The 22,914-nt window shown below is 71.2% G+C and carries 26 protein-coding genes; 17 read left to right on the top strand and 9 right to left on the bottom strand.

Going from position 1 to position 22,914, the window contains the following annotated elements; all coding sequences use genetic code 11:
• Window position 1: 1 nt before the first annotated feature.
• The 4 genes from Aco03nite_RS38445 to Aco03nite_RS38430 all read right to left on the bottom strand — a co-directional run bounded on the left by Aco03nite_RS38445 (window position 2) and on the right by Aco03nite_RS38430 (window position 3,701).
• Complete coding sequence (locus Aco03nite_RS38445; protein ID WP_203805351.1) at window positions 2-1,681, bottom strand: DUF4419 domain-containing protein; 1,680 nt, start codon at window positions 1,679-1,681, stop codon at window positions 2-4.
• A gap of 35 nt (window positions 1,682-1,716) precedes the next feature.
• Window positions 1,717-2,112, bottom strand: a complete 396-nt coding sequence (locus tag Aco03nite_RS38440; RefSeq protein ID WP_203805349.1) for a YybH family protein — start codon at window positions 2,110-2,112, stop codon at window positions 1,717-1,719.
• A 71-nt stretch (window positions 2,113-2,183) separates the two neighbouring features.
• A complete protein-coding gene (locus Aco03nite_RS38435; RefSeq protein WP_203805347.1) occupies window positions 2,184-2,555 on the bottom strand; it encodes a VOC family protein in 372 nt (123 codons plus the stop codon).
• A 150-nt stretch (window positions 2,556-2,705) separates the two neighbouring features.
• Window positions 2,706-3,701, bottom strand: coding sequence for a questin oxidase family protein (locus Aco03nite_RS38430; RefSeq protein ID WP_203805345.1), 996 nt, complete (start codon window positions 3,699-3,701; stop codon window positions 2,706-2,708).
• Between the two features lie 39 nt (window positions 3,702-3,740).
• Here Aco03nite_RS38430 and Aco03nite_RS38425 point away from each other — a divergent pair, with 39 nt between their 5' ends.
• A complete protein-coding gene (locus Aco03nite_RS38425) occupies window positions 3,741-4,958 on the top strand; it encodes a GNAT family N-acetyltransferase (protein WP_203805342.1) in 1,218 nt (405 codons plus the stop codon).
• Here Aco03nite_RS38425 and Aco03nite_RS38420 read toward each other — a convergent pair.
• The 3 genes from Aco03nite_RS38420 to Aco03nite_RS38410 are packed head-to-tail and all read right to left on the bottom strand — an operon-like array spanning window position 4,894 to window position 7,897.
• Complete coding sequence (locus Aco03nite_RS38420; RefSeq protein ID WP_203805340.1) at window positions 4,894-6,414, bottom strand: tripartite tricarboxylate transporter permease; 1,521 nt, start codon at window positions 6,412-6,414, stop codon at window positions 4,894-4,896. The two genes, Aco03nite_RS38425 and Aco03nite_RS38420, sit on opposite strands and share 65 nt — an antisense overlap.
• Complete coding sequence (locus tag Aco03nite_RS38415; RefSeq protein WP_239145784.1) at window positions 6,414-6,899, bottom strand: tripartite tricarboxylate transporter TctB family protein; 486 nt, start codon at window positions 6,897-6,899, stop codon at window positions 6,414-6,416. The genes Aco03nite_RS38420 and Aco03nite_RS38415 overlap by 1 nt, the downstream gene beginning before the upstream one ends.
• An 8-nt stretch (window positions 6,900-6,907) precedes the next feature.
• The gene (locus tag Aco03nite_RS38410) at window positions 6,908-7,897 is read right to left on the bottom strand and encodes a Bug family tripartite tricarboxylate transporter substrate binding protein (protein ID WP_203805336.1); all 990 of its coding nucleotides are present in this window, start codon (window positions 7,895-7,897) and stop codon (window positions 6,908-6,910) included.
• A 100-nt stretch (window positions 7,898-7,997) separates the two neighbouring features.
• Between Aco03nite_RS38410 and Aco03nite_RS38405 the strand changes: the two genes are divergently transcribed.
• Genes Aco03nite_RS38405 through Aco03nite_RS38380 form a run of 6 tightly spaced genes read left to right on the top strand, consistent with a single transcriptional unit; the run spans window position 7,998 to window position 12,848 of the window.
• The gene (locus tag Aco03nite_RS38405; RefSeq protein WP_203805334.1) at window positions 7,998-9,575 is read left to right on the top strand and encodes a sensor histidine kinase; all 1,578 of its coding nucleotides are present in this window, start codon (window positions 7,998-8,000) and stop codon (window positions 9,573-9,575) included.
• Window positions 9,575-10,243 (top strand): response regulator, encoded by a 669-nt coding sequence (locus tag Aco03nite_RS38400; protein WP_203805332.1) that lies wholly within the window; start codon window positions 9,575-9,577, stop codon window positions 10,241-10,243. The genes Aco03nite_RS38405 and Aco03nite_RS38400 overlap by 1 nt, the downstream gene beginning before the upstream one ends.
• Before the next feature lie 23 nt (window positions 10,244-10,266).
• Window positions 10,267-10,905: a uridine kinase family protein gene (locus tag Aco03nite_RS38395; RefSeq protein ID WP_239145783.1), complete on the top strand. Its 639-nt coding sequence runs from the start codon at window positions 10,267-10,269 to the stop codon at window positions 10,903-10,905.
• A 45-nt stretch (window positions 10,906-10,950) separates the two neighbouring features.
• Window positions 10,951-11,544, top strand: coding sequence for a TetR/AcrR family transcriptional regulator (locus Aco03nite_RS54325; RefSeq protein ID WP_275415943.1), 594 nt, complete (start codon window positions 10,951-10,953; stop codon window positions 11,542-11,544).
• A 55-nt stretch (window positions 11,545-11,599) separates the two neighbouring features.
• Window positions 11,600-12,442: an oxygenase MpaB family protein gene (locus Aco03nite_RS38385; RefSeq protein WP_203805328.1), complete on the top strand. Its 843-nt coding sequence runs from the start codon at window positions 11,600-11,602 to the stop codon at window positions 12,440-12,442.
• A 25-nt stretch (window positions 12,443-12,467) separates the two neighbouring features.
• Window positions 12,468-12,848, top strand: coding sequence for a nuclear transport factor 2 family protein (locus Aco03nite_RS38380; protein WP_203805326.1), 381 nt, complete (start codon window positions 12,468-12,470; stop codon window positions 12,846-12,848).
• 42 nt (window positions 12,849-12,890) lie between these two features.
• Here Aco03nite_RS38380 and Aco03nite_RS38375 read toward each other — a convergent pair whose 3' ends face one another.
• On the bottom strand, window positions 12,891-13,637 hold the full coding sequence (locus Aco03nite_RS38375) for a DUF1963 domain-containing protein (RefSeq protein WP_203805324.1): 747 nt from the start codon (window positions 13,635-13,637) through the stop codon (window positions 12,891-12,893).
• Window positions 13,638-13,717: 80 nt separating this feature from the next.
• Between Aco03nite_RS38375 and Aco03nite_RS38370 the strand changes: the two genes are divergently transcribed.
• Entirely contained in the window at window positions 13,718-14,167 is a 450-nt protein-coding gene (locus tag Aco03nite_RS38370; RefSeq protein WP_203805322.1) for an SRPBCC family protein, read from the top strand.
• Window positions 14,168-14,230: 63 nt separating this feature from the next.
• Window positions 14,231-14,770: a hypothetical protein gene (locus Aco03nite_RS38365; protein ID WP_203805320.1), complete on the top strand. Its 540-nt coding sequence runs from the start codon at window positions 14,231-14,233 to the stop codon at window positions 14,768-14,770.
• On the opposite strand, the gene Aco03nite_RS38360 is transcribed toward Aco03nite_RS38365, so the two are convergent.
• Entirely contained in the window at window positions 14,752-15,084 is a 333-nt protein-coding gene (locus tag Aco03nite_RS38360) for a hypothetical protein (RefSeq protein WP_203805318.1), read from the bottom strand. The two genes, Aco03nite_RS38365 and Aco03nite_RS38360, sit on opposite strands and share 19 nt — an antisense overlap.
• 199 nt (window positions 15,085-15,283) lie before the next feature.
• On the opposite strand from Aco03nite_RS38360, the gene coaD reads away from it, so the two are divergent.
• The 8 genes from coaD to Aco03nite_RS38320 all read left to right on the top strand — a co-directional run bounded on the left by coaD (window position 15,284) and on the right by Aco03nite_RS38320 (window position 22,898).
• Window positions 15,284-15,691 carry a pantetheine-phosphate adenylyltransferase gene (gene coaD, locus Aco03nite_RS38355; RefSeq protein WP_203805316.1) on the top strand — a complete coding sequence of 136 codons (408 nt, stop codon included), beginning with the start codon at window positions 15,284-15,286 and terminating at the stop codon, window positions 15,689-15,691.
• An 88-nt stretch (window positions 15,692-15,779) separates the two neighbouring features.
• Complete coding sequence (locus tag Aco03nite_RS38350; RefSeq protein ID WP_203805314.1) at window positions 15,780-16,679, top strand: dihydrodipicolinate synthase family protein; 900 nt, start codon at window positions 15,780-15,782, stop codon at window positions 16,677-16,679.
• Window positions 16,680-16,683: 4 nt separating this feature from the next.
• The gene (locus tag Aco03nite_RS38345; RefSeq protein ID WP_203805312.1) at window positions 16,684-17,646 is read left to right on the top strand and encodes an ornithine cyclodeaminase family protein; all 963 of its coding nucleotides are present in this window, start codon (window positions 16,684-16,686) and stop codon (window positions 17,644-17,646) included.
• A gap of 14 nt (window positions 17,647-17,660) precedes the next feature.
• Window positions 17,661-19,058, top strand: coding sequence for an aldehyde dehydrogenase (NADP(+)) (locus Aco03nite_RS38340; RefSeq protein WP_239145782.1), 1,398 nt, complete (start codon window positions 17,661-17,663; stop codon window positions 19,056-19,058).
• Between the two features lie 4 nt (window positions 19,059-19,062).
• Window positions 19,063-20,064 carry a proline racemase family protein gene (locus tag Aco03nite_RS38335; RefSeq protein ID WP_203805308.1) on the top strand — a complete coding sequence of 334 codons (1,002 nt, stop codon included), beginning with the start codon at window positions 19,063-19,065 and terminating at the stop codon, window positions 20,062-20,064.
• The gene (locus tag Aco03nite_RS38330) at window positions 20,061-21,212 is read left to right on the top strand and encodes an NAD(P)/FAD-dependent oxidoreductase (protein WP_203805306.1); all 1,152 of its coding nucleotides are present in this window, start codon (window positions 20,061-20,063) and stop codon (window positions 21,210-21,212) included. Before Aco03nite_RS38335 ends, Aco03nite_RS38330 begins: the two co-directional genes overlap by 4 nt.
• Window positions 21,209-21,460 carry a (2Fe-2S)-binding protein gene (locus Aco03nite_RS38325; RefSeq protein WP_203805304.1) on the top strand — a complete coding sequence of 84 codons (252 nt, stop codon included), beginning with the start codon at window positions 21,209-21,211 and terminating at the stop codon, window positions 21,458-21,460. The genes Aco03nite_RS38330 and Aco03nite_RS38325 overlap by 4 nt, the downstream gene beginning before the upstream one ends.
• Entirely contained in the window at window positions 21,453-22,898 is a 1,446-nt protein-coding gene (locus Aco03nite_RS38320; protein WP_203805302.1) for an FAD/NAD(P)-dependent oxidoreductase, read from the top strand. Before Aco03nite_RS38325 ends, Aco03nite_RS38320 begins: the two co-directional genes overlap by 8 nt.
• Window positions 22,899-22,914: the final 16 nt, after the last annotated feature.

The raw sequence follows: 22,914 nt of genomic DNA, 5'->3' as shown, positions 1-22,914 counted from the left end.
CTTATCCATGGCCTGCAAAGGGTTCCCCGGCGAGAAGGGCTTTCTCCCGGTCACGGAGTAACGCGGCCCGTTCGTAGTCCTGCTCGTCGATGGCGGCTTCCTTGGCCTGCCGGATCCAGGCGAGCTGTTCATCGGCATCGGCGCCGGGCGGCGGCGGATCCGGTGGCCGCCGGTCGACCGGCGATGGCTCCGGTGTGTCGTCGGTGTCCTCCTGGTCGTCGAGGTCGAGCTGGTCGAGGCGGCCGGTCTCCAGGTGGGAGATGTCGCCGTCGTTGTCGAGGGCCGCGGCGAGCACGATGGTGAGCGAGGTGCCGTAGACCGGGACATCCTCGGGTTGGTCGCACAGTGCCGCGGGATGCCCGGCGAACCAGTGCAGGGTCTGTCTGTCGTGGTCGAGGGCCGCGCCGATGGTACGGCCGTCGGCCAGATCGATGACGGCGATGAAGGACTGTTGGCCGGTGCCGTCCCGCAGGCGGCCGTGTTCGGCTATCGGGCGGATCCGCCAGGCGCCGTCGAACAGGGTGGCCGATCCGATGCGCCGGTAGAACGCGGCGAGATCGGCCGACGCGAAGAGCATGCTCTCCTCGCGGGGTGCGGTGGCGTGGTGGTCGCGGACGATGCGGTCGATGACGTCGTCGATCTGTGGTTCCGCGGGTGTCAGATGCCATCCGGCCACCGGCCGCAACGCGCCGTCGGGGTCCTGGGCCACGGCGACCAGGCCGGCATGCAGGTCCACCGTGCGATTGTCCCGCCCGGCCCGGTCGTTGACGGTGATCACAACGCGGGAGAGGGTGGCCGGGACCGCGTCGCTGCGCACTCCCGGACCGGTGTAGCCCATCCGGCCCGAGGTCAGCTCCCGGGGCTGGTCGATCGGCAGGTTCAACAGCGGGTTCGGCCGGTCGACGACACCGCCGCCGGAGAGGTACGGGTACAGCCGCGCCGCCCATCCGGTGATCACGTCACCGCCGTAGGCATCCGCCGGATTGTAGATCCGCTGCCAGAACCCGGTGTCCACCGCGCCCGCCGCGGCGTGCGTGAACTGGTCGGCGATCGGGGCGAGCGACCGCCACCAGCGCTCCAGCCCGAAACCGGGCAGCGCGTCCACCCGCTCCCGGATCCTGCGCCAGTCCGCCACCGTGCCGGTGAGGGTGATCGAGGGAATGCCACAGACACACTGCAACCACAACGAGAAGTACGGCGAGTACGCGTCCAGCAGCACGACCTGACCCGCGACCCGCTCGACATCGGTGCTCGTGGAGAAGTCGCAGGCGAACAGACCGGCATCGACGACCTCGGCGGCGAGCAGCCGGCCGAACGACCCCACCAGGGCACGCCAGGACTCGGCATCGACGGGCATCGGCCCGGCGTGCGACACCTCCAGCCAGCGGCGATCCGGCCACGACACCAGCCGTGGCCGCAGCTCCCCGGCGTGCAGACGGACGTGCTGCGCGATCCCGTGGGCAATGGTCAGCCACACCGCGTCCGGCGACAACACCAGCGGCCGGTGCTCGGCGAACGCCCGGCCCACAGCACTCAGCAACGGATGCACACCGTCCGGCGCGAGGACCGGGAGTGCGGGGTCACCACCGGCCACCAGCGCGCCGGCGAACAACTCGCCGAGAGGCCGCGCCGGCAACCTCTCACCCGCGGGGACGACGTCGTCGACCGGAAAGCTCACCACATCGACGACGATAGCCAGCGGTGTCCCCGCACACCTCAGGACGCGGTGCCGAACGGGTTGTTGATCAGGTAGCGCCAGCGGCCGTCGGTGCCACGGCGCAGGACGTCGGCGGCCGTGCCGGTCATGTCGAGGGGGAATCCCTGGCGGGCGGTGCCGCGCATGGACCAGTCGACGATCGACAGGGCTACGTCGCCGGCCACATACAGATGCCGGGTCGAGGCGACCATCGGAACCCCGAAACCGAGCAGATGGTCGTACGCGGACCGCCGGGCGTCCACCCCGGACAGCGCCGCCCCCGGCTGCGGAACAAGAATCGCGCCCGGTTCGTAGAACCGGTCCACCAGCTCACTGGCCCCGGTGGCGAACGCCGCACCATAGGCGGCGACGTGCTCAGCCGCATCGACAACGGCTTCATGCGAAGAATCGGTCATGCCCAACCAGCATAACTCCGCCCGGTGCGCTTCCTTCTAGTAGCCCCCGTCGATATAGAGGCCCGTGGTTGTCAAGCGACGCAGAACTCGTTGCCCTCGGGGTCGTGCATGACGATGTGGCCCAGCCGGCCGTCGTAGGTCTGTTCCTGGACCACCGTTGCGCCCTCGGCGGCCAGCCTGGCCGCCGTCGTGCGGATCAGGTGCTCGCGGTCTCCGGGGGCGGCTGTCGCCCGGATGTCGATGTGCACCCGGTTCTTGGTGGTTTTGCCCTCCGGCACCCGCAGGAAGCCGATCGCCGGGCCGACGCCGTCCGGGTCGACGATCGAAGCGCCGTCCGGATCCTGGTAGCCGGGCTCCGGCTGATAGCCGAGCGCTCCGGCCCAGAACGCCGCCAACCGGTGTGGATCGGCGGCATCGCAGCCCAGTGTCCATCGCGTCGCCATGCCCGCACGTTACCGCCTGGTCGGCCGCGGCGTCGCCGGCTGGGAACACCGGGCCGTCCCGATACCGGGCGGCGTGCCGGCTGTCGGTGAGTCCCGGCTCCCGGGAGGTATCAACCTAGGTCGACGCGAGCGGAAGGTATCAACCTAGGTTCACGAGAGCATGTTGACCGAATGCCGGGCCGAGGCGAGGGCGTGGTCGCCGACGTCCAGGGCGGTGTCGGCGAACTTGATCGCGTGCTCGTCGCCGCTCGCGGCAGCGGCGGCCATCAGATCCCCGGCCGACGACGGCAGGGGGCGCGGGGCGGCGGGGGAGTAGGCGGCGGTGATCGCGGCCGTCGCTGACCACGCGGCGGCCAGGCTCGGCATCCACAGGGTGCGGGGTAGGACCGGCAGCACGCGGGCGACGGCGTTCGGGGCGGTGGCCGCGTGGACCAGCATGACCGGGGACGCGTACCCGAAGGTGCCGTGCCGCAGTGTCGCCGCCTCGATGATTCCGGCGAGCCTGGCGGGGACGTCTTCCGTGGCGGACGAGCCGGGGATCGCACCGGCGGCCGAAGCCCAACCCGGGGTGTCGGCGAGTTGCGCCAGCCGCTCCCGGGCCCCGGACCGCTGGTCGGGCACGCGTGGCACCGCGTCCAGGGCTGCCCGTGGATCGGTCGCGGCATAGGGCCCGGCGCCGGGTGGGGCGAGGGTCTGCCACCGCCCGGCCCAGTACGCCAGCCCCTGCCCCAACTCGGCAACCCGCTCCGGCGTCTCCGCCGCGATCAGTGACCGCACCGCATGACCGACCCGGATCACCCCGTGCGTGGCCCCGGCGGCGATACCGGGCAACAGCCGCGGCCACCACTGGACGAGCACGTCGCGCCACGGCGCCGCCGCCAGTTCCCGTTCGAAGAACACCAGCCAGTCGCCGGTACGACGGGGATCCCCGAGCGGTGACCGCCAGTCCTCGGCCCGGATCGGGCTGATCCCGCGTGGCCGTGGTTCGAGCCGATCGGCGTAGGCGTCCAGCCACCGGTGCACCTGGTCGGCGTGTCCGTGCCGGATCAGTGCCTCGGCGGCCATCGGCGCGTGGTTGGACAGCCACCCGTCCCGCTCCGGCCCGGTGTCACTCAACCGCTGGTAAACCTCATCGACGTTGGTCATCCTCTAAGCCTGCAACCTGAACCGCAGTGGAGGTAAAGCATGGATTACCACGTTCGTCCCGGGCGTGCCGCCGACGTCACCGCGATCGCCGAGTTGCAGGCCGCGGTGCAACTACAGGACCGGACCGGTGGCGAGCCACATCCGGGCATCCGGCACTGGGTCGAGGCCCTGATGAGACGCGACCCGGAGATGTTCGTGGTCGTCGAGCACAACAGCCGGGTGGTCGCGAGTCTCGTCGTGCTGCGCCAGGAGTGGAGTCTGGCCGGGGTCCGCCTGCCGGTGGCCGTGATCGAGTTGGTCGGTGTCGACCCACAACACCGCGGCCACCAGTTGACCGAGCTGCTCTTCGACACCGTGCACCGCACCCTCGACGCCGAGAACGTCCTGTTGCAGACGATCGAGGGCATCCCGTATTTCTACCGCCGGTTCGGCTACGACTACGCCCTGGCCAACGACGGCGCCCCGAGCATCCCGGTGACCGCGCTGCCCGCCGCCGGTGAGAGCGAAACAATACGCCAAGGTAAGAGCGAAACGATCCGCCTGGCCACCGTCGACGACGCGGCGGAACTCGCCGCCGTGGACCGGGCCGTGGCGGACACCGAGGTCCTGAGCTGCCCCCGCGACGAGCAATTCTGGCGTTACGAGATCGCCGGCCGCCACCCCGCCGACATCGTCCGCCGGGTCATCGCCGTCCACGAGGACGGCGGCTACCTGGTCCACACCCCGGTGACGCGGGCCGTGGTCGCGGCGACCCTGCGCCCGGACGACGGCGTCTGGTCCTACCTGCGGCAGGGCATCGACCCGACCCAGACCGAACTACGGCTGCTGCTCGGCCCGGAACACCCGTTGAGCGTCCTCGGACCGGCCGGCGTCCCCACCCGTACCCGCGGCTGGTTCGTCCGCACCGGCGATCCCGCCGCCCTGATCGCCCACCTGAAACCGCTGCTCCAGGCCCGCTGGCAGGCGGCGGGTCTGCGCTGGCCGAGGTCCACGATGACGATCGGCGCGTACGGCCGGGCCGCCCGCCTGCACTTCACCGACGGCCTGCTCACCGACATCACCACCGAACGTGGCCGGGCCGGCGAACAGGACGCCGAGTTCCCGCCGGGTGCGCTGTTACGGCTGGCGCTCGGTCACCGGACGCTGCCGGAGATCCTCGCCGAGTGGCCGGACGCGCTGCCCGGCGACCGGATCACCGAGCATTTTCTGACTGTGGCGTTTCCGCGGGTGCCGGTGCGGGTCTGGCCCGCCGTCTGAGCAGCGGCCAGCACAGGATCACCAGGATGACGCCGTAGACGATGTACGACATCGGCCCGCCGAGCAGCCCGGACAGGTCACCGCCGGACAGTTGCAGCGCCATCCGGCCCTGCCGTTCGGCCATCGGCCCGAGGATCACCCCGACGATCAGTGGCAGCACCGGCAGCCCGAAGCGCCGCATCCCGAAGCCGATCAGCCCGAGGATGAGCAGCAGGAGCAGGTCGAACGGCTGGGCGTTGACGGCGTACGCGCCCATCGCGGCGAAGAACACGATCCCGGAGTAGAGGTACGGGCGCGGCACCCGCAGCAGCCGCGCCCACACCGGGGCGAGCGGCAGGTTCAGCACCAGCAGCAGCAGGTTGCCGATGAACAGGCTGGCGATCAGGGTCCACACCAGCGCCGACTCGCGTTGCAGCAGCAGCGGGCCGGGCTGGATGCCGTAGCCCTGGAACGCGGCGAGCATGACCGCGGCGGTGGCGTTGGTCGGCAGCCCGAGCGCCAGCATCGGCACCAGGGTTCCGGCGGCGGACGCGTTGTTGGCGGCCTCCGGCCCGGCGACACCCTCGATGGCGCCCTTGCCGAACTCCTCCGGATGCTTGCTGAGCCGCTTTTCGAGGGCGTACGACAGGTAGGTCGGAATTTCGGCGCCGCCGGCCGGCATCACGCCGAACGGGAAGCCGAGTCCGGTGCCGCGCAGCCACGGTTTCCAGGAGCGCCGCCAGTCGTCGCGGCCCAGCCACGGCTGACCGACCGGGATCACCTCGGCCGGGCGTCGGCGCAGGTGCGCGGCCACCCACAGGGTCTCGCCGACGGCGAAGATACCGACCGCGACCACGATCACGTCGATGCCGTCGGCCAACTGCGGCAGGTCGAAGGTGAGCCGCTGCTGGCCGGTCACCCGGTCGATGCCGACCAGGCCGACGGCCAAGCCGATCAGCAGGGACGCGAACCCGCGGATCCGGGACGCGCCGAGCACCGCGCTGACCGCGATGAACCCGAGCAGCATGATCGCCAGGTAGTCGGGGGCGCCCAGGCTGATCGCGAACGACACCATCGGCGGGGTCACGAACACCAGCAGCAGGGTGCCGATCAGGCCGGCCACGAACGAGCCGATCGCCGCGGTCGCCAGGGCCTGCGCGGCCCGGCCGGCCTTGGCCATCTTGTTGCCCTCGATGGCGGTGACCACCGACGACGACTCGCCGGGTGTGTTGAGCAGGATCGACGTGGTGGATCCGCCGTACATGCCGCCGTAGAAGATGCCGGCGAACATGATGAACGCCTGCGTCGGCTCCATGCCGTAGGTGAGCGGCAGCAGCAGCGCGACGGTCATCGCCGGGCCGATGCCGGGCAGCACCCCGACCGCGGTGCCGATGGTGACGCCGATCAGCGCGATCAGCAGGTTCTGCGGCGACACCACGTTGGCGAAGCCGTCGAGCAGGTTGCCGAGTTCGCCCATCACAGGATCCCCTGCAGGATGCCGGCCGGCAGGTTGACGCCGAGACCGATGGCGAAGCCGTAGAAGGTGATCAGGGCCAGGGACACCGCGATCACCGGGGTGAGGAGATGATTTCTCGAGCCCAGCGCGTACGCCGAACCCCAGAACAGCAGCGACCCGCTGATCACCCAGCCGAGTGGTTCGATCAGCACCGCGTTCAGGCCGAACGCGGCGATCAGCAGCAGCACGGTACGCCAGTCGATGCCCGACTTCAGGTCGACGTCCTCGCCGTCCTCCTCGGTGCCGACGCCGCCGCGGGCCACGTCGATCGCGTAGAGGACCGCCACCACCAGCAGCAGCGCCCCGATCAGGATCGGCACCGGCCGGGGGCCGATCGGGTCGTTGCTGCTGGAGGCGTGCCCGATCGTGGTGGCGTCGACCAGGACGAGCACCCCGACCGCAGCCAGGAAGACGCAGAACCCGTATTGGGCCCGGTCCCTGGTCACGCCAGTCCTCATGCCAGACCCAGGTCGGTGAGCACGTCGGCGACGGCCTTGTCCTGCTCGGTCAGGAACGTGGCGAACTGGTCGCCGGTGACGAACGCGTCGGTCCAGCCGTGCTTGACGACCTCGGCCTTCCACGCCTCGGTGCCGTGCATGGCGGTCAGCACGTCGATCCACTGCTGCTTGTCCGCGGCGGAGATCTCCGGCGGCGCGACGATGCCCCGCCAGTTGGTGAACTCCATGTCGATGCCGGACTCCTTCAGCGTCGGCACGTCCTTCGCCGCGTCCAGACGCTGCGCGCTGGTCACCGCGAGCACCCGCACCTGACCGGCCTCGACCTGGTCCAGGAACTCCCCGACCCCACTCGCGCCGAACGCGATCTTGCCGCCGAGCACGGCGGGCAACAGTTCGCCGCCCCCGTCGTACGACACGAAATTGACCTTGGTGGGGTCGATCCCGACGGTCTTGGCCAGGCGCATCGGCAGCAGGTGGTCCGGCCCGCCGGGGGAGGATCCGCCGCCTACGGCGATCTTGCCGGGGTCGGCCTTCCATGCCGTGACCAGGTCGTTGATGGTCTGATAGGGCGACTCTTTCGGTACGACGATGGCGCCGGGCTCCTCGATCACCTTCGCGAGCGGGGTGGTCTGGGTCAGTTTCGCCGGCGACTTCTGCGTGTAGGACGCCCCGACCACACCGAGGCCCATCTGCATGGCCAGCTTGCCGTTGCCCTTCTCGTTGACGGTGCGCTGCAGCCCGACCACACCACCGGCCCCGGACAGGTTGAACACCTCGACCCCGGATGCGATCTTGTTGTCCTCCATCACCTTGGCGATCGTGCGGGCCGTCGTGTCGTACCCGCCGCCCGGCGTGTTCGGCACCATCAGCCGCAGATCAGCGACCGGACCGCCCTTGTTCTCCTCGCCACCGCCCGCCGTCGCGCCGCAGGCCGAGAGGCTCACCGTCATCAGTGCCGCCAAGATCGCCTTGGTCGATGTTTTCATGGTTGTTTCTCTTTCGTTTCGGGGCTGTCCGGCGCGATGATGGTGGCCCTCCGGCGACGGGGGTGTCTGCGTTCTGTAATCAGCGGAGGTTGAGTAATTTGTGGTCACGAATCTGAGACGGCCGACACTCGCCGGTCAGCTGCTGGTCCTCCAGCTGGCGATCATCGTGATCGTGCTGGTGGCGGTGGCCGCGCTGTCGCTCGCCCAGTCCGCCGCCACGTTCAACCGGGTCGAGGGCCGCCGGGTCGCTGCCCTCGCCGAACAACTCGCCGACAATCCACTGATCCGCGCTCAGCTCGAACAACCCGCGCCCGGGGCGGCGCTGCCCGCGATCGTGCAGGCCACCCAGACCCAGTCCGGCGTCACCTCGGTCACCGTCACCGATCCGCGCGGCGTCGTCCTCGATTCGACAAACCCCACTCTGGTACGGGAACAGCTGCCGCTCGGCGACCCGTCGGTGGCCCACGGGCGCGCCTGGTCCGGTGAGTTACGTGTCGACGGCGCCCTCGAACTGGTGGCCCAGGTGCCGGTGCTCAGCGATCAGCGCGACAACCTCGGCCGCCAGCTGGGCATCGTGGTGATCGGTGAGGTGTCCCCGACGATCTGGCAACGGGCCCTGGAATCGTCGTACAACCTGGGGATCTATCTCGGTCTGGCCAGCCTCGTCGGCTTGACCGGGTCGTGGCTGCTGGCCCGCCGGATCAAGCGGCAGACCCTGGGCCTGGAACCGCGCGAGATCGCCGGCCTGGCCGAACACCGCGAGGCCATGCTGTACGGGATCGCCGAAGGGGTCATCGCGCTCGACCCGCACCACCGGATCACCCTGGTCAACACCCCCGGCCGGGCCCTGCTGGACCTGCCGGAGGACTGCGTCGGCAGGTCCCTGGGCGACCTCGGTGTGGACGGGCGGCTGGCCGACGTTCTCACCGGCCTCTCCTCGGCCGACAAGGATCAGGTCGTCGTCCGGGCCGGGCGGGTGCTGGTGATGAACCGGATGAGCCTCACCGGGCTCGGCTCGGTCACCACGCTGCGCGACCGCACCGAGCTGGCCCAGCTGGAACGCGAGATGGGCTCGTTCCGCAGCACCACCGAACTGTTGCGGGCGCAGGCCCACGAATTCGCCAACCAGCTGCACACCATCTCCGGGCTGATCCAGATCGGCGAGCACGACGAGGTGGTCCAGTACGTGGACGCCCTGGCCAGCCACCGTTCGTCGCTGGACCTGACGCTGACCAGCCGGGTCCACGACACCGCGGTCGCGGCGCTGCTGATGGCCAAGTCGGCGCAGGCCGCCGAACGCCGGGTGCGCCTGAGGATCTCCGAACGCACGTCGCTGGACCGCCTCGACCCGGGCGACGCCGCCGACGTGGCAACGGTCGTGGGGAACCTGGTCGACAACGCCATCGACGCGGTCTGCGGCTTCGAGGACGCCTGGGTGGAGGTGGAGTTGCGGCAGGACCGGTCGACCGTGGAGATCATGGTCCGCGACTCCGGCCCCGGCGTGGCCCCCTCACTGGCCCACGAGGTGTTCTCCCACGGCTTCACCACCAAAGCCGCCGAGCAGGGCGAACGCGGCATCGGCCTGGCCCTGACCCGGCTCGTCTGTACCCGGCACGGCGGCGAGGTCGCCGTCGCCGGGTCGATGTTCACCGCCCGCCTGTCCCTGGGGAGACCATGATGATCGGTGTCCTGGTCGTCGACGACGACTTCCGTGTCGCCCGGATCCACCGCAGCTTCGTCGACCGGATCCCCGGCTTCGGCGTCGTCGGGGTGGCCCACACCGGCGCCGCCGCCCTGGACCTGGTCCGCTCCGAACAGCCCGACCTGGTGCTGCTCGACCTGTACCTGCCCGACATGTTCGGCCTCGACGTGCTCGCCCGGCTGCGCGCCGACGGCCAGGACAGCGACGTGCTGGTCATCTCGGCGGCCAAGGAGGCCGACGCGGTCCGCGGCGCGGTCCGCAGCGGGGTGGTCAACTACCTGCTGAAACCGTTCGGGTTCGACGACCTGCGGACCCGGCTGGAGCAGTACGCCACCCAGCGCACCGGCATGTACGCCGACCACAACGACCAGGCCGACATCGACCGCGCCCTGACCTACGCGCCGCGGGCCTCGGCCACCCTGCCGAAAGGGCTGAGCACCGAGACCGCCCAGCTGGTCCGCAACGCGCTCTCGACCGCCGCCGACACGCTGTCCGCCGCGGAATGCGCCGACGTGGTCGGCATCTCCCGGGTGAGTGCCCGCCGCTACCTGGAACACCTGCACGCCACCGCCCGCGCCGCCGTGACGCTGCGGTACGCGGTGCACGGCCGCCCGGAACGCCGCTACCGCTGGATCGGATCCTGACCTGCTGGGTAGTAGACCGGGGTATGAGACCTGGACCTGGAGAACCCGCCGCCGGCCCCTGGCAGGCCGAGCGCTTCGACGTGTTCGTGCAGTCGCTGATGAGCCCACCGGCCCGGATCGTGGCCGTCGACGGCCGGGGCGCCGCCGGCAAGTCGACGTTCGCCGAACGACTGCGCGCCGCCCTCGGTGACGCGACCGTGGTGCACACCGACGACGTGGCGTGGTGGCACTCGCGGTTCGGGTGGGCCGAGCCGATGATCGACGGCATCCTCACCCCGTACCGCCAAGGCCGTGATGTGCGTTTTCAGCCACCGGGCTGGGCGCCGCGCGGCCGCACCGGCCACCTCGAGGTGCCCGCGTCCACCCGCACCGTGATCATCGAGGGGGTCGGGGCGTCCCGCCGTGAACTCGTGCCCTTCCTGGACGTGTCGATCTGGATCCAGTCCGACTACGCCCAGGCCGAGGAACGCGGATTGCGCCGCGACATGGACCGCAACGGCTTCGACCTGGCCGAGGCGCAACGACAGTGGCAGGAGTGGGAGGCCGAGGAGGTCCCGTTCCTGGAGGCGGACCGCCCGTGGGAGCGCGCCGACGTGATCGTGGCCGGCACTCCGGCCCTCGACCACGACCCGGCAACCCACCTGGTGACCGCCGGTCGGTAGGGGCCCGCCGGGGCCAGGAACCGTCCACTGTATATGGTCGGGAGCGTGACTTCTTCCCCGAAACGGGGCCCGCGGGGTCCGTACCATTCCGGCCGGGAGGCCCGGCGCGCCATCCTCGACGCCGCCCGCGCCGTCTTCGCCGAGCACGGCTTCCGTGGGGGAGTGCTGCGCGACGTCGCGGTGCGGGCCGGGGTCAGCGCCGGCAACATCATTCACCACTTCGGTTCCAAGGAAGCCCTGCTGGTGGCCCTGCTCGAACAGCGCGACGTCGGTGCCGGCATGGAGTTGCGGGCGGCGCCGGGCGGGTTCGTCGCCGGGCTGCGCGCCCTGGTCCGCCGCAACGCCGCCGACCGCGACATGATCCGTCTGTTCACCACGCTCGCGGCCGAGGCGACCGCGCCCGACCATCCGGCGCACGACTTCTTCCGGGAGCGGTACGCGTCGGTCAGCCGGGAGACCACCACCGCCGTGCGGGCCGCCCGCGAGGAGGGCGACCTGCCGTCCGGGCCACCCGCCGACCGGCTCGCCGCCGGCCTGATCGCGGTGATGGACGGCCTGCAGACCCGGTGGCTGCTGGACCCCGACTTCGACATGGTCGCTGCCTTCGACGCCCACCTGGAAGCGATCGGCGCCGGATAGCACGACCGCGTGCCCGGGTTCCCACGAACCCCGCCGCCGGTTAGCGTCTGACGGTATGGACCGTGACGCGCGCCGCCGTCGTATCGCCGCACTGGATCCCGCCGTCGACCACCGGGAGATCACCCGGCTGTTCTACCTGGACTTCCAGTCGGTGATGCTGCTGCAGGCGGTCACCGGGAACCTGATGACGTTCGCCGTCCCGCGGATGTCGCGGATCCTCGACGCCACCGGGCAGTTCACCGAGCACACCGCCAGACGGTTCATCGACACCACCCTGCTGGTCAACGAAGTGCTGGAACACGGTCTCGACCCGGGGCCGGGCCGGGACGCCGCCCGCCGGGTCAACGGCATGCACCGGCACTACGACATCCACCCGGACGACTTCGTGGCCGTCGGCTGCGACGTACCGCTGATGTCCCTGGAGATCGCCGACCGGTTCGGCTGGCGCCCGGTGCTCGACGCGGAACGCGAGTCGCTGCGCCTGCACTTCAGTGCCGTGGCCCGGGCGTTCGGCTCGCATCACCCGATGCCGCCGGCGCTGCCGCAGATGCGCGCCCGCTGGGATCGTTACCTGGACGAACAGGTCGCGTACGAGCCTCAAAACGAGCGCCTGACCAGGGCGTTCCTGAACTATCTGCCGACCCTGCTCCCGCGCCCGGTCCGCCCGCTGATCAACCCGATCCTGACCGCCCAGGTCGACCCGCGGATCCTGCGGGGGTGCGGTCTGCCACTCCCGTCGCGGGCACGCCGCCGCCTGTCCACGACGGTGCTGCGGACGCTCGGCCGCCTCGACCCGCGCCCGGATTCACCGCCCGGCTCCGCCGGTCCCCTCGACCAACACATCAAGGCGATTTATCCGTACGGGTGGAGCACGCCCGATCTCGGCACCCACCACTGATCAATTCCGGTCTCGGGAGGTTGTGTTGACGACTGCACGGGAACTGGCGCGCCGCTCACAGGCGGCGGCCGGAGCGGGGGACCGGGCCGGATGGCTGGCCCTGTTCGCCGACGACGCCGTGGTGGAGGACCCGGTCGGCCCGTCACCCCTGTGCCCCGACGGTCAGGGGCATCGGGGCGCCGCGGCGATCGCCGCGTTCTACGACTCGGTGATCGGCCAGGTCGAGACGATGCGCTTCGAGATCGAACGTTCCTACCTGTGCGGCGACGAGGTGGCCGACGTGGGCGCCATCCATCTGAAGTTCCCGACCGGCGACACGATGCGGGTGAACGGCGTCTTCACCTACCGCACCGACGGCACCGGCCGGATCACGGCGCTACGGGCGTTCTGGGAGTTCGGCGCCTGAGCCCACGACCCCGTACCCACCAGGACCGTCGGCGCCGGCGGCTCAGTCGTTGATCGTCGTGCCGACCCAGGCCCGGTCGAACGCCCGTGCGGCCAGGTCGTCGGGATAGATCATGAACTCGATCCTCTGCGGATCGAATTCGGTGAACTCCTCCGGGTCGAAGAAGAACTCCGCCAGCCGCACCGCATCGGTGTACGGGTCCTCGAACTCGAACTCCCGGGGCCCGGGGAAGCCGTAGTAGAGCCGCTGGGCCATACCGCCCATGTGCATCCGGCCCTCGCCCGTCATGACCTCGTCCCACCAGTCCTCGATGTCGAGGTCGTAGTCGGGTGTGGGGTCCTCCGGGCCCGGATCGGGAGGCATCGTGCCCCGGCGACGGACGTGCAGCGGGTGCCCGGCCAGGACGGTCGGCTCGTGCGAGCCCGGCGGCGGCCCGGTGTCGGTCAGTGCGGTGCCGGGCGGGTAGTAGAAGACCGCGCCCTCTTCCGCGTCGTAGAAGTCGCTGACGAAGAACTGCAGGGTGCCGGCCGGCGGTAGTCCGGGCATCTCCGGGGCGAGCGCGGCACAGTCGACCTCGGCCAGGAAGAAGTACGGCATCCGGCCGTCCATCATCGGCCAGGCCGCGCTCTCCGGCAGCAACGGGCGTCCGCCGAAGCGACCGGCGGGCGGACCGTCACCGGTGGCGTGCAGCTCGACCTTCGGCCGGTTGAACTGCAGCCAGGTGTCGATCGCGCCGTCGGTCGCGCCCCGTTCCCGGGCCAGCCGCCGGAACCGTTCCACGTCGTCCATGGCGGCAGATCATGCCATAGGCGATCCCGCGGAGTTGATCCACGCGGACGGCCTGGCGGAGGTTGCCTACCGTGGACGGTATGCGGCTGGAATCCTCGATCGTCGTTGCGCAGGGTGCTGATCAGGTGTGGGAGTTTCTGGCCGATCCGGTTCGGACCACACCGCGGTGGGATCGCAGTATCGCGGAGGTCATCCCACGCTCGACCGGCCCGTTGGGTGTCGGGTGGGAGGCGACCACCGTCTCGCCGGGCGGCAAGCGGCAGGATTTCCGGGTCACCGTCTGGGAGCCCGTCTCCGAGTTGAGTTTCGCTCTGCTCGGCTCACCGATGTTCCGGCACGCCGAACTGAGGTTCCATCTGACCGGAACTCCGGCCGGCACCCGTATCGACCACGTTCTGGACTTCGCCCCTCGCCTCCCGCTGCTCGGGTCACTGCTGCGCCTGACCAGCCGCCGTGCCCTCGACACGGACCTCGCTCTGTTGAAGCGGGCACTGCGAGAGTCCTACGAAGAGCCGGCTGAGCCGCGGTGACGTGCGGTTCCGGGCACGGGCGGCGGTCGATTGGTTCCGGGTCCGGGCGGGTAGGAGTCTGTTGTGGACGTTCTTCCCGTTCGGCCGTGGCCCACCCGGCGCAAGGTCGCTGTCCGGGCGGCCGCCTTCGCCGGGGCGGGGATCGTCGCCGGCGTTCTGGCCATGGTCTTCTCCTCGGCCGGTAAGGCTGCGATCGCTCTGCTGCTCTGGGCGATGATCATGTTTGCGGGTGCGGCTGTCTCCACCGCCCTGCTCGTCGTGCTGCGCCGCCATCCCGGAATGGCGCCGCAGCCGGACTGGTCAGGAGCGCCGGAGCTGCACAAGGAGACCCTTCGCGCCATCCGCGATCAGAAACAGCATCCGCACGCGGTGGCCGAGGCGACCCGGATCTGTCGGTCGGGGCCGGTCATGGCGACCGGGCTCATCGCCGCTTTCGCCGGCCTGCCGGTACTGATCGTCCTGGCCCTGAACGGCCACGTCGGCCGTTTCATCCTCTACGGCAGCATCGCGCTGCTGTTGCTGGGTGCCTACCGGACCGTCGAAGCTGTCCTCCTGTGGCGCCGGGCCCGGGCCTACCTGAGGCGTTACCCCGACGCCGGCTGATCGGGTGGTGTTCGGGTCGCCGGGAACAGGGAGAGCTGCTGGGTGGCCGATGGGCCGGGGGTTTCGTCGGCGCCCTGGCGGCGCAGGCAACGGCGGCACGTCACCGGGGCGGTCGTCGGGCGCAGGGCGGCCAGCTCGCCGCCGCTGACGCCGACGTGGCAGAGCGGGGCGGGGACCTCCAGCTCGCCGAGCCAGCGGACCGTCGCCACCGCGTGGACCGCGGTGCCGCCGCGCACGTAGGCGTTGTGACCCGCGAAGTCGGCGACCGCGCGGGCCACGACGGTGGCGAGGAGTTCGCCCGCGGAAGTGGTCACCCGGTCATGATGCTCCGCGGGTACGACAATCTCGGCCCCGGAAGAGCCCCGCCCGCGAGATGTCAGCCGGATCACGCCGGGCGCGACGACGGGCCGGGCCGGAGAAGCGGGAGCAGGGCGGGATGGGCCGGAGGAGCGGGTCGGGACGGGCGGCCGGGCGGCGGGCCCCATCGATGACGCTCTGCAATAGGATCGGCGGGTGGCCACGCATGCCGTCTATCCGGGGACGTTCGACCCGTTCACGTCGGGGCATCTTGATGTCGTCGATCGGGTCCGGCGGCAGTTCGACCTGGTCACGGTGCTGGTGGCGGTGAATCCGGACAAGAGTCCCGGCGCGGGGGCGACGGAGCGGGCGGTGGGCGTACGAAAAATGGTCCTGCCAGAGTGGGACAACGTGGTGGTGACCGCCTGGGCCGGGCTGACCGCGACCTTCTGCCGGGAGAATCGGGCCGACGTGATCGTGCGCGGGGTGCGCAACCGCACCGACCTGGGCCTGGAGTGTCAGCTGGCCGCGATGAACGAGGCGCTCGGGGTTACCACGCTGCTGGTTCCGGCGCGGCCGGAGCTGGTGGGGGTGTCGTCGACGGTGCGGCGGGCGGGCGCATAGACGGGCCGTGAATGAAGCGGCGGAAGCCTTGTCCGGACAGTGCAATGTCACATAGCATGTGGGCAACTACTGGTGAGGAGACCACACGATGGCGAAGCAGCCGTGGCACGGAATCAACGTCGCGACCGCCCTTCCTTTCAACGACGACCTGTCCGTCGACTATGACGGTTTCGCCGAGCACGTGCGCTGGCTCGCCGCGAACGGCATGGACGGGGTGACGCCGAACGGCTCGCTCGGTGAGTACCAGACTCTCACGCCCGAGGAGCGCGCCCGCGTCGTCGAGGTCGCCGTCGAGGCCGCCCCCGCCGGTTTCCAGGTCATGCCGGGTGTCGCGGCGTACGGTTCGCAGGAAGTGGTCCGCTGGATCGAGCAGGCCGCCAAGGCCGGCGCCGGCTCCGTGCTGCTGCTCCCGCCGAACGCGTACCGCGCCGACCGGGCCACCGTCGTGGCGCACTACCGGGCCGCCGCGGCCGTCGGGGTGCCGATCGTGGCCTACAACAACCCGATCGACACCAAGGTCGACCTGACCCCCGACCTCCTGGCCGAACTGCACGGTGAGGGACTGATCGTGGCCGTGAAGGAGTTCTCCGGCGACGTGCGCCGCGCCTACGAGGTGCGCGAGCTGGCGCCCGAGCTGGACGTGCTGGTCGGCTCGGACGACGTGCTGTTCGAGGTGGGCCTGGCCGGTGCGGTCGGCTGGATCGCCGGTTACACCAATGCCTTCCCGAACGCGTGCAAGAAGGTCTACGACCTGTCCACCTCCGGCAAGGCCGAGGATGCCGCCGAGGCGCTGAAGATCTACCGGGACCTGCACCCGCTGATGCGCTGGGACTCCAAGACCGAGTTCGTCCAGGCGATCAAGCTGTCGATGGACCTGGTCGGCCGCAAGGGTGGCGCCTGCCGTCCGCCGCGCCTGCAGCTTTCGCCGGAGATCACCGCGCGGATCACCGCCGAGACCCAGGCCGTCATCGACAAGGGCTACAACTGATCCCATGACCATTCCGTTCCTCACCGCCGACCGGCTCGCCGCGCTGGCCACGTATCCGGACGTGGTCGGGTTCCTGGAGCGGGCGCTCAGGTCGGGGGAGGTCGACCCCGAGGTCGACAGCCCCCGCCTGTTCTCGCCCGCCCCGCGCGGCGAGTTCCTGGTCATGCCCACCTCGGGGCAGACGTGGTCGGGGGTCAAGCTCCTGACCATCGCCCCGGAGAACCCGGCCCGCGGCCTGCCCAAGATCCAGGGTGTCTACACGCTGTTCGCCAGTGACGACCTCGCGCCGCGAGTTCTGATGGACGCGGTGGAACTGACCCTGCTGCGTACGCCGGCCACCACCGTGACGGCGATCAAGCATCTGCTGGCGGCCGGCCCGGATCTCGGCCCGGAGCCGATCCGGGTCGTGGTCGTCGGCACCGGTCCGCAGGCCGAACGGCACCTGCACTGCCTGTCCGCGGTGCTGGACCGTCCGCTGGACGTGGCGGTGACCGGCCGTCGTCCCGGTGCGGCCGAGGCGTTCGCCGAGCGGATGAGCGGGCACGAGGGTCTCGCGGTGCGGGCCGGCACCCCGGACGACGTGCGGGATGCCGCCGTCGTCCTCTGCGTCACCTCCAGTTCCACCCCGGTGCTGGACGACGCGCTGGTCGCCGCGGACGCCGTCGTGGCGGCGATCGGCTCGCACGGGGCCCAGCGCGCCGAGCTGCCCGCCGCTCTCGTGCGGCGTGGTGACGTGGCCGTGGAGGCGCGTGCTTCGGCGATGCGGGAGGCGGGAAACCTGTTGCAGGCCCGTACCGGCGAAGAATGGTCTGCCCTGCCTGTCGCGAACCTCAGTGACCTGGTCAACGGCAGGTTCGAGCGGACACCGGGACGCCCGGCGATCTTCTCCGGGGTAGGGATGGCGTGGGAGGACCTGGTGGTGGCCACCGCCCTGTACCAGCGTCATCAGGAAACAGACGGTCAGTGACGAAGGAGAACCAGATGACGACCGAGCAGCTGATCGTTCAGGCGGTGTCCGCGGCGAAGACGTGGGCGGCCACCGCGCGCCAGGACCGGGAGCGGGTGCTGGTGGCGGTCGCCGACGCCCTGGACGCCGCCGGTGACGACCTCGTCCCGATCGCCCGGCGCGAGTCGCACCTGCCGGAGGCCCGCCTGCGCGGCGAGCTGAAGCGCACCACCTTCCAGTTGCGGTTGCTGGCCGGCGCCGCCACGGCCGGAGACCATCTGGGTGTACGCGTGGACCACGCCGACCCGGAATGGCCGATGGGCGCGCCCCGCCCGGACCTGCGCCGGACCGCCGTGCCGCTCGGACCGGTGATCGTCTTCGCCGCCTCGAACTTCCCGTTCGCGTTCAGCGTGGCCGGTGGCGACACCGCCTCGGCGCTCGCGGCGGGCTGCCCGGTGATCGTCAAGGCCCACGAGGGGCACCCGGAGCTGTCCGACGCCACCGCCCGGGTGGTGCTGGACGCGTTGCGTGCCGCCGGTGCGCCGGACGGCCTGTTCGCGCTAGTGCACAGCCCGGAGCAGGCCCGTGAGGTGCTCGTGCACCCGCAGATCAGGGCGGGCGCCTTCACCGGCTCGATCCCGGCCGGCCGGGCCCTGTTCGACATCGCCCAGTCGCGCACCGAGCCGATCCCGTTCTACGGCGAGCTCGGCAGTGTCAACCCGGTCTTCGTGACCGAGCAGGCCGCGGCCGCCCGCGCGCAGGAGATCGCCGACGGTTTCGTCGGGTCGTTCACGATGGGCGCCGGCCAGTTCTGCACCAAGCCGGGTGTGCTGCTGGCCCCGGCCGGTGCGAAGCTGCTCGACCTGCTGCGCGACGCGACCCTGCCGGCCCCGGCGCCGCTGCTCAACGACAAGATCGTCAGCGGTCACCAGCGGGTCCTGGACCAGCTCAGCGCGCACACCGGCATCGAGGTGCTGGCCGCGGGCACGCCCGCCGAGGCCCCGGCGTCGACGCTGCTGCTGACCACGGCGGCGGACGTGCTGGCCGACCCGGAGGCGCTGCTCACCGAGTGTTTCGGGCCGACCGCGCTGGTCGTCACCTACCAGGACGAGGCCGAGCTGGTCCGGGTGGCCGAGATCGTCGAGGGCCAGCTGACCGCGACGGTGGTGGCCCAGGACGACGACGCTGCGGTTCCGGAGCTGCTCACGGTGCTGGCGGGCAAGGCCGGCCGGCTGCTGTGGAACCAGTGGCCCACCGGTGTGTCGGTGACCTACGCGCAGCAGCACGGCGGCCCCTACCCGGCCACCACCGCGCCGGGCACCACCTCGGTCGGTACCGCGGCGCTGAACCGGTTCGTCCGGCCGGTCGCCTGGCAGGGTTTCCCGCAGCACCTGCTGCCCGGGGAACTGCGCGACACCGACGGCGGGGAGTGAGCCGGTGCGGACCGATCGGATCATCCACGCGGTCGACTCGCACACCGAGGGCATGCCGACCCGGGTCGTCACCGGTGGGGTCGGGGTGTTCCCCGGCGCGACGATGGCCGAGCGCCGGCAGTGGTTCATCGAGAACAACGACGATCTGCGGCTGTTCCTGATGCGTGAGCCGCGCGGGCACTCGGCGATGAGCGGGGTGATCCTGCAGCCGCCGACCCGTCCGGACGCCGACTACGGGATCCTGTTCATCGAGGTCTCCGGGCTGCTGCCGATGTGCGGGCACGGCACCATCGGCGCGGCGACGGTGCTGGTCGAGACCGGTATGGTGCCGGTCGTCGAGCCGGTCACCACGCTGCGCCTGGACACCCCGGCCGGTCTGGTCGAGGCGCGGGTCGCGGTGCAGAACGGTAAGGCCACCTCGGTGACGATCCGGAACGTGCCGTCGTTCGCGCTGGCCCTGGACCAGAGCGTCGAGGTGCCCGGGCTGGGCAGTGTCGGTTACGACATGGCGTTCGGCGGCAACTTCTACGCCGTCGTCGAGCTGGAGAAGCTGGGGCTGCCGTTCGAGCGGGCGGCCAAGCAGCGGCTGCTGGACGCCGGGCTGGCGATCATGGACGCGATCAACGAGCAGAACCGGCCGGTGCACCCGCTGCGCCCGGACATCTCCGGCTGCCATCACGTCTATCTGCAGGCGCCGGGGTCGACGGCGCGGCTGTCCCGGCACGCGATGGCCATCCACCCGGGCTGGTTCGACCGGTCGCCGTGCGGCACCGGCACCAGCGCCCGGATGGCCCAGCTGTACGCGCGGGGCGAGCTGCCGCTGGACACCGACTTCGTGAACGAGTCGTTCATCGGGACACGGTTCACCGGCCGGCTGGTCGAGCGTACCGACGTGGGTGGTTTCGACGCCGTGGTGCCGACCATCACCGGGCGGGCCTGGATCACCGGGACCGCGCAGTACATGTACGACCCCACCGACCCGTTCCCCACGGGTTTCGAGCTGTGACGGCCCCGGACCTCGTGGTCATCGGGGCCGGTGCGCTCGGCGCTGCCACGGCCTACTACGCCACGCGGTCCGGGCTCAGCGTCGAGGTGCTGGAGCGGGGTGCGATCGTCAGTGGCACCACCAGCGCCTGTGAGGGCAATCTGCTGGTCTCCGACAAGGAGGCCGGCCCCGAGCTGGATCTGTCGTTGTACTCCAACCAGCTCTGGAACGGGGAACTGGCCGAGCACGGTGACCTGTGGGAGTTCGAGGCCAAGGGTGGTCTGGTCGTGGCGTCCAGCCCGGCCGGCGCCACCGGCCTGACCGAGCTGGCCACCCGGCAGCGGGCCGCGGGCATCGTGGTCGAGGACGTCCCGGTGGACCGGGTGCCGGAGTACGAGCCGCACCTGACCCGGGACATCAGCGGTGCGGCGTTCTATCCGCAGGACTGTCAGGTGCAGCCGATGCTGATGGCGGCGCACCTGCTGCGGATGGCCCGGGAGGCAGGTGCGGTGGTGCGCACCGGTGTCACCGTGACCGGGTTCCTGCGCGACGGCGACCGGGTGACCGGGGTCCGCACCGACCAGGGCGACGTGCCGGCCGGTCACGTGGTCAACGCCGCCGGGACGTGGGCCGGGCAGATCGCCGAGCTGGCCGGGGTCGAGGTGCCGGTGCTGCCGCGCCGGGGTTTCATCCTGATCACCGAGCCGCTGCCGAAGACGGTCTTCCACAAGGTGTACGCGGGCGAGTACGTCGCCAGCACCCAGAGTTCCGACGAGTCGCTGCAGACCTCCACGGTCATCGAGGGCAGCGCGTCGGGCACGATCCTGATCGGGTCGTCGCGGGAGCGGGTCGGTTTCGACCGGACCGTGTCGCTGCCCGCGCTGCGCGAGATCGCCGGCAAGGCGTTGCGGCTGTACCCGTCGCTGGCCGGGGTCAACGTGATGCGCAGCTACTTCGGGTTCCGGCCGTACTGCCCGGACCATCTGCCGGTGATCGGCCTGGATCCGCGGGCCCCCGGGCTGGCGCACGCCGCCGGGCACGAGGGCGCGGGCATCGGCCTGTCGGTCGGCAGCGCGAAACTCCTGATCCAGCAGATCACCGGTGCCGAACCCGAGCTTGATCTCGCCCCGTTCGCCCCTGAGCGGTTCGCCCTGCGGGAGGCAGCATGACCGAGTTGGATCTGACCCTCGACGGGCGGCCGATCTCGGCCCGGCCGGGGCAGAGCGTCGGTGCGGCCCTGACCGACGCCGGTGTCGTCGCCTGGCGCACCACCCGGAGGAACGGCCGCCCGCGGGGGCTGTTCTGCGGTATCGGGGTGTGTTTCGACTGCCTGGTGACCGTGGACGGCGTCCCCAACCAGCGCGCGTGCCTGGTCACCGCCCGGGACGGGATGAAGCTGGAGACCGGTGATGAGTGAGACCTACGACGTCGCGGTGGTCGGTGCCGGCCCGGCCGGTCTGGCCGCCGCGGTCACCGCTGCCGAGCAGGGCCTGCGGGTGGTGCTGGTGGATGCCGGGCGGCAGCCGGGCGGCCAGTTCTGGCGGCACCCGGACGAGTCGGTGCCGAGCACGGACGAGAGCCGTGGGCAGCACCAGTGGCGCCGGTTCACCGGGTTGCGGGACCGGCTGCGGGCGCTGGAGAGCCGGGGGAGTGTCACCCGGATCGCCGGGCATCAGGTCTGGTTCCTGGAACCGGTGGCCGGTGCCGGGGCGTACGCGCTGCATCTGACCCCGACCGTGGCCTCGGAGAAGACCCCGGGAGTTCCGGCGCTGGTGACGGCCGTCCGGCTGGTGCTCTGCCCGGGCGGCTACGACCGGCAGCTGCCGATCCCCGGCTGGGATCTGCCCGGCGTGATGGCGGCCGGTGGGGTCCAGGCGCTGCTCAAGGGCCATCGCAGCCTCGCCGGGAAACGGGCCGTGGTCGCGGGTACCGGGCCGTTCCTGTTCCCGGTCGCGGCCGGGCTGGCCGAGGCCGGGGCCAAGGTCGTCGCCGTCTGCGAGGCGGGCTCGCCGGCCGGCTGGGCCAGGACGCCCGGCGGTGCGGTTGCGGTTCCCTCCAAGGCCTTGGAGGCTTTCGAGTACGCCGCGGTGTTCGCCCGTCACCGGATTCCGCTGCGCACCCGCACCGTGATCACCCGGATCTCCGGTGCGGACCGGGTGGAGTCGGTGCGGCTGGGACGTCTGGACAGTGGCGGCAGACTGACCGGGCTGGCCCGTGCCGATCTCGAGGTCGACCTGGTCGCCACCGGCTGGGGCTTCACCCCGTCGATGGAGCTGGTGACCGCGCTCGGCGCCGCGACCCGGGTCGACGTGGACCAGTCCCTGGTGGCGGTGGTGGACGCGTGGCAGCGCACCGACGTCGACCGGGTCTGGGTGGCGGGGGAGGCCACCGGGGTCGGCGGCGCCCTGCTGGCGGTCGCCGAGGGGGAGCTGGCCGGTTTCGCGGTCGGCCGGGACGCCGGGCGGCCGGTTCCGGACGGGGGAACCCGGCGTCTCCAACGGGTGATCCGGCGTGGGCGGGCGTTCGCTCGCGCGATGCACCGGGCCCATCCGATCCCGGCGGGCTGGCGGGACTGGCTGGAGCCGGAGACCACGCTGTGCCGGTGCGAGGAGGTCACCGTCGGTGAGGTGTGTGCCGCGCGGGACACGCTCGGCGCGACCGACGCGCGTACCGTCAAGTTGCTCGCCCGGCCGGGAATGGGCTGGTGTCAGGGGCGGGTCTGTGGATTCGCCGCGGCCGCGCTGGCGGTGCCGCCGGGCCGGGACCTGACGGCTGCCGATCTGGCGCCGATGTCGCGGCGTACCCTCGCGGCTCCGATTTCGCTGGCGGATCTGGCCGGGGATGACCACGGCTAGTATCTGCTCACTTATC

This window comes from Actinoplanes couchii, assembly GCF_016862075.1.
Taxonomy (GTDB): Bacteria; Actinomycetota; Actinomycetes; order Mycobacteriales; family Micromonosporaceae; genus Actinoplanes; species Actinoplanes couchii.
Note: the sequence above shows the minus strand (reverse complement) of the source record. Positions and strands in the feature narration are given on the sequence as shown.

Excerpts from the sequence above, each read along its gene's own strand:
- Aco03nite_RS38435 (WP_203805347.1), bottom strand. The coding sequence starts at position 2,555 with ATGGCGACGCGATGGACACTGGGCTGCGATGCCGCCGATCCACACCGG.
- Aco03nite_RS38385 (WP_203805328.1), top strand. The coding sequence starts at position 11,600 with ATGGACCGTGACGCGCGCCGCCGTCGTATCGCCGCACTGGATCCCGCC.
- Aco03nite_RS38340 (WP_239145782.1), top strand. The coding sequence starts at position 17,661 with ATGACGACCGAGCAGCTGATCGTTCAGGCGGTGTCCGCGGCGAAGACG.
- Aco03nite_RS38375 (WP_203805324.1), bottom strand. The coding sequence starts at position 13,637 with ATGGACGACGTGGAACGGTTCCGGCGGCTGGCCCGGGAACGGGGCGCG.
- Aco03nite_RS38350 (WP_203805314.1), top strand. The coding sequence starts at position 15,780 with ATGGCGAAGCAGCCGTGGCACGGAATCAACGTCGCGACCGCCCTTCCT.
- Aco03nite_RS38425 (WP_203805342.1), top strand. The coding sequence starts at position 3,741 with ATGGATTACCACGTTCGTCCCGGGCGTGCCGCCGACGTCACCGCGATC.
- Aco03nite_RS38320 (WP_203805302.1), top strand. The coding sequence starts at position 21,453 with ATGAGTGAGACCTACGACGTCGCGGTGGTCGGTGCCGGCCCGGCCGGT.
- Aco03nite_RS38400 (WP_203805332.1), top strand. The coding sequence starts at position 9,575 with ATGATCGGTGTCCTGGTCGTCGACGACGACTTCCGTGTCGCCCGGATC.
- Aco03nite_RS38410 (WP_203805336.1), bottom strand. The coding sequence starts at position 7,897 with ATGAAAACATCGACCAAGGCGATCTTGGCGGCACTGATGACGGTGAGC.
- Aco03nite_RS38430 (WP_203805345.1), bottom strand. The coding sequence starts at position 3,701 with ATGACCAACGTCGATGAGGTTTACCAGCGGTTGAGTGACACCGGGCCG.
- Aco03nite_RS38440 (WP_203805349.1), bottom strand. The coding sequence starts at position 2,112 with ATGACCGATTCTTCGCATGAAGCCGTTGTCGATGCGGCTGAGCACGTC.
- Aco03nite_RS38370 (WP_203805322.1), top strand. The coding sequence starts at position 13,718 with ATGCGGCTGGAATCCTCGATCGTCGTTGCGCAGGGTGCTGATCAGGTG.
- Aco03nite_RS38345 (WP_203805312.1), top strand. The coding sequence starts at position 16,684 with ATGACCATTCCGTTCCTCACCGCCGACCGGCTCGCCGCGCTGGCCACG.
- Aco03nite_RS38420 (WP_203805340.1), bottom strand. The coding sequence starts at position 6,414 with ATGGGCGAACTCGGCAACCTGCTCGACGGCTTCGCCAACGTGGTGTCG.
- Aco03nite_RS38325 (WP_203805304.1), top strand. The coding sequence starts at position 21,209 with ATGACCGAGTTGGATCTGACCCTCGACGGGCGGCCGATCTCGGCCCGG.
- Aco03nite_RS38395 (WP_239145783.1), top strand. The coding sequence starts at position 10,267 with ATGAGACCTGGACCTGGAGAACCCGCCGCCGGCCCCTGGCAGGCCGAG.